The sequence below is a fragment of the Halobacillus sp. genome (assembly GCF_049282395.1).
Lineage (GTDB): Bacteria > Bacillota > Bacilli > Bacillales > Halobacillaceae > Halobacillus.
The window spans coordinates 1-3,552 of record NZ_JBAPTY010000357.1; the positions used below are offsets into that span (position 1 = coordinate 1).

The 3,552-nt window shown below is 43.4% G+C and carries 2 protein-coding genes; both read right to left on the reverse strand.

All coding sequences use genetic code 11. The features are described 5' to 3' along the window. Window positions 1-307: 307 nt before the first annotated feature. Window positions 308-1,969 carry an acyl-CoA dehydrogenase family protein gene (locus tag WAM07_RS15090; protein WP_422168144.1) on the reverse strand — a complete coding sequence of 554 codons (1,662 nt, stop codon included), beginning with the start codon at window positions 1,967-1,969 and terminating at the stop codon, window positions 308-310. A 10-nt stretch (window positions 1,970-1,979) separates the two neighbouring features. Further along, entirely contained in the window at window positions 1,980-3,497 is a 1,518-nt protein-coding gene (locus tag WAM07_RS15095; RefSeq protein WP_422168145.1) for a class I adenylate-forming enzyme family protein, read from the reverse strand. Window positions 3,498-3,552: the final 55 nt, after the last annotated feature.

The window sequence follows — 3,552 nt, forward strand, 5'->3', positions numbered from 1 at the left end:
GACTAAGATCGCCACGTCCTGTGGCAACGTCGAACGACCCTGCGTCATGCAGGGCCGGAAAGCGAAATCGTCCCCCGGAGGACCTTCCTCATAACCCAATATCTCGAAATCAAGTCTTCAACAAACGTGAGCTTATCTTTAATAAACATCAATTTGAATCAACTGGTGCCGTTAACAGGAGAGATGTGGATATCTATTTTATTATTCCAGAATGCTGAACATTTTACTTCAAAACATGGCAGACTCATCCGCCTTTCACTCCTACAATAAAATAAGCTCCTATAGGAAATAGGAGCTTTCGGCTTGGTCATTCTCTGGCTTTTGACAAATCCAGTAATTCATCTGCATAGCGAAGCGTCAAGGGCTCCCCTGTCACTTGTTCTTCCCCAAAAGCAAGCTGAACATAAATTTCAGCAATTTTTTCCGCTTTTCTACTATTTTTTCCTGCTTCTAGAGCGATGACAGCTTCATAAATGATTGCCATCTGTCTGGCAATTGATTTACTATAGTACGTTTGAATATCAGAGGATTGATTGAGAATTTCTGTAACCTGATCTCCCAAGGATTTGATTTCCTGTTTTACCACCTCTACTTGAGAAGCGAATCTATTAACCTGTTCAAGGCGATGGATCATTTCTTCATAAAAAAGGGAATGAGCTTCAAATTTATTTAACAGACGTATGACCTCGAGACCTAGTATATTCGCTGTACCTTCCCAGACTGTGAGCACTTGCGCGTCACGCAGCAGTCTGGGCATTACAAAGTCCTCAATGTATCCATTGCCGCCGTGTAATTCAATCGCTTCATGTGTAAAGGCTACTGCCTGCTCTGCCGTTTCTTTTTTTATAATTGCAATTTTGAGCCGGTTCATGACTTCTTCTGAAGAAGGCGCTGAGCACTTGCTTGAGACAGACTCTTCGAAATGACTGACCATGTCAAAAACCGTTCTCGTTTCTGTTTCCTGCTTTACACGCAAGCGGACCAGTGTATCCTTAATCATCGGAAAATCAATCAGCCTATTTCCAAAAGCTGTCCGTTTACTAGCGTAATCCAAGGATTCCGTGTAGGCGCGCCTCATAATACCAATAGAGGCTGTAGCATTGCACACCCTCGATAAATTCAATGCTTCCATCATGTAATAGAAACCTTGTTCAGGCTTGCCAACCAGATAAGCTTCAGCCCCGCTAAACTCCACCTCCGCAGATGGGACAGCACGAACACCAAGCTTGTCTTTCAATCTGCGAATCTGAATACCATTCAGTTCCCCATTGTCTTTTCTCCAGGGAACTAAGAATAAACTGAGTCCCTTCGTGCCTGAAGGAGCATCTTCCAACCTTGCGAGAACCATCGCTATGCCGCATGCGCCAGCATTACTGGCAAAGTACTTTTCTCCGTAAATCAGGAAATGATTTTCTTCAGAAAAAGCTTTGACTTCATTAGCCCCTACATCCGAACCACCCTGCCTTTCTGTTAAAAATGTCGCTCCTTCATATAATTCCATTTCTCCTGTAGAAAGGACATGAGGAAGATATCTCTCTTTTAACTCCTGAGAAGCATAACGTTCGATTAAGTAAGCAGTGGCCATGGTCAATGTGACAGGGCAGTAAAACCCTGACTCCGCTTGGGAAAGAAGGTAACCTTGAGCAAAGGAATAGACATAGCCGCCAGGACGTCCAAGCTCTGGAATATCTTTATGAATGTATCCCACAATTCCCGCTCCATATGTTTCCGCAATCGTTTTTTTATAGCCTTCATTTAACCACACTTCCGATTGGTCTTCCCCGTACTTATCATATTTGATTAACTTAGGCTGACCTTCACGATCTGTATGACGTGCCCGCCTGTCAATTTCACCGGCGCATAAAGCGCCGAATTCTTGCAGTTGTTCCTCAGCCCATTCCCATAATGGCAGGTCCAATTGTTCCTTTAGTATCGTCTGCAGGTTTGAATCTTCCTCATAAAAATTCACGGTTTTCCTCCTACCGATTATGGATTTGTTCACGAAGCTGATTCTTCATTAATTTCCCTGTAGCGTTCCTAGGGAGTTCACTTATCTCTTCATAGAGCTTCGGGATTTTATAATCTGCCATCTCCTGTCGTAAATATTCCTTGCATTCTTCTGCAAGATGATTCATTATTCCGTCCTGAACAATGAATGCTTTAACGGTTTCTCCCCAATCTGGATGAGGGACCCCAATTACGGCGGCATCCTGTACGTGTGGATGCCTGAGGAGCGCGTCTTCAATTTCACGAGGATAAACGTTCGAACCACCCGAGATAATGATGTCTTTTTTACGATCCACCACCCAATAGAAGCCATCCTGATCTCTTAGCGCAAGATCACCGGTATATAGCCATCCGTCTTTCAAAGCTTCTTTTGTTTTCACTTCATCCTTATAATATCCTTTCATCGTTCCTTCTCCACGCAGAATGATTTCTCCTACTTCATCAATTCCAGCTTCATTTCCCTCATCATCTACTACCTTCATTTCACAATTTAAGGCCGCTCTCTGTCCGATACTCCCTGCTTTTTCATCATGTTCAAGAGGTAAGAGCAGCGACCCATTAGGTCCCGCTTCCGTTAAACCATATACACAGTATAATTGCTCTGTGTCCAGCTGTTCCTGAATGAACTGCACCTCACTCCTTGATAACGGAGCGCCTCCATAGACCCAATATTTCATCCACGACAAGTCGGTTTCCGTCACTTTAGGATGCTTTGCGGTTAATAGATAAGCTACCGGTGCACCGAAGAAATGAGTAGAACGTTCCGATGAAGCCAATTCAAGTAAAAGTTCCGGGCTAAAAGATGGAGCGAGAATATGAGCGGCACCCACATATGTTCCAGCAGCCATAAAAAGGTGAAGCGGAGCAGAATGACTAAGAGGCATCATATGCAGCATACGGCTGCCTGGCTTCATCTCCATTTCCACTGCCATCATTTGGGCTACTGTTAAAATATTGCGGTGAGTGAATACCACGCCTTTCGGTTTTCCGGTTGTACCAGAGGTATAGAGAATCGAAGCCTCTGTATCTTCCTCGGCCGTGTTCACGATATCCGTCCCGCTTTCATAGGACATCAATTCTTCAAATGACAGCCAATAATCAGTAGCTGAACCTGTTTTGATAAATGTCCCTTTTTTCTCGTGAACGAGATCAGCCACTTGTTCAAATAGAAGTTCATGAGTCAGAAAGAACGTCGTATCACTATGATCAAAAATATAGGATAGCTCGTTGTTAATTAATCGAGCATTTACAGGCACGGCAATGGCACCAATCCGGTGAACAGCAAAATAACTGATGACAAATTCAATCGTATTCGGCATATGGATCATTACTTTATCGGCTGGCTGAATACCGAGCCTCAACAAAGCATGTGCAAACTGATTTACTTTAAAATTCCATTCCTTATAAGTCAAACGGGTAGTCGGAGTAATCAAACCCTCTTTTAGAGGATATTTACGGGACTGATAAGCTAAAAGTTCTGATAGATTCACAGGGGTTCCCCTTTCCTTTTTACTAACTCTTCTTCAAACTTCTTCAGCCATGAAT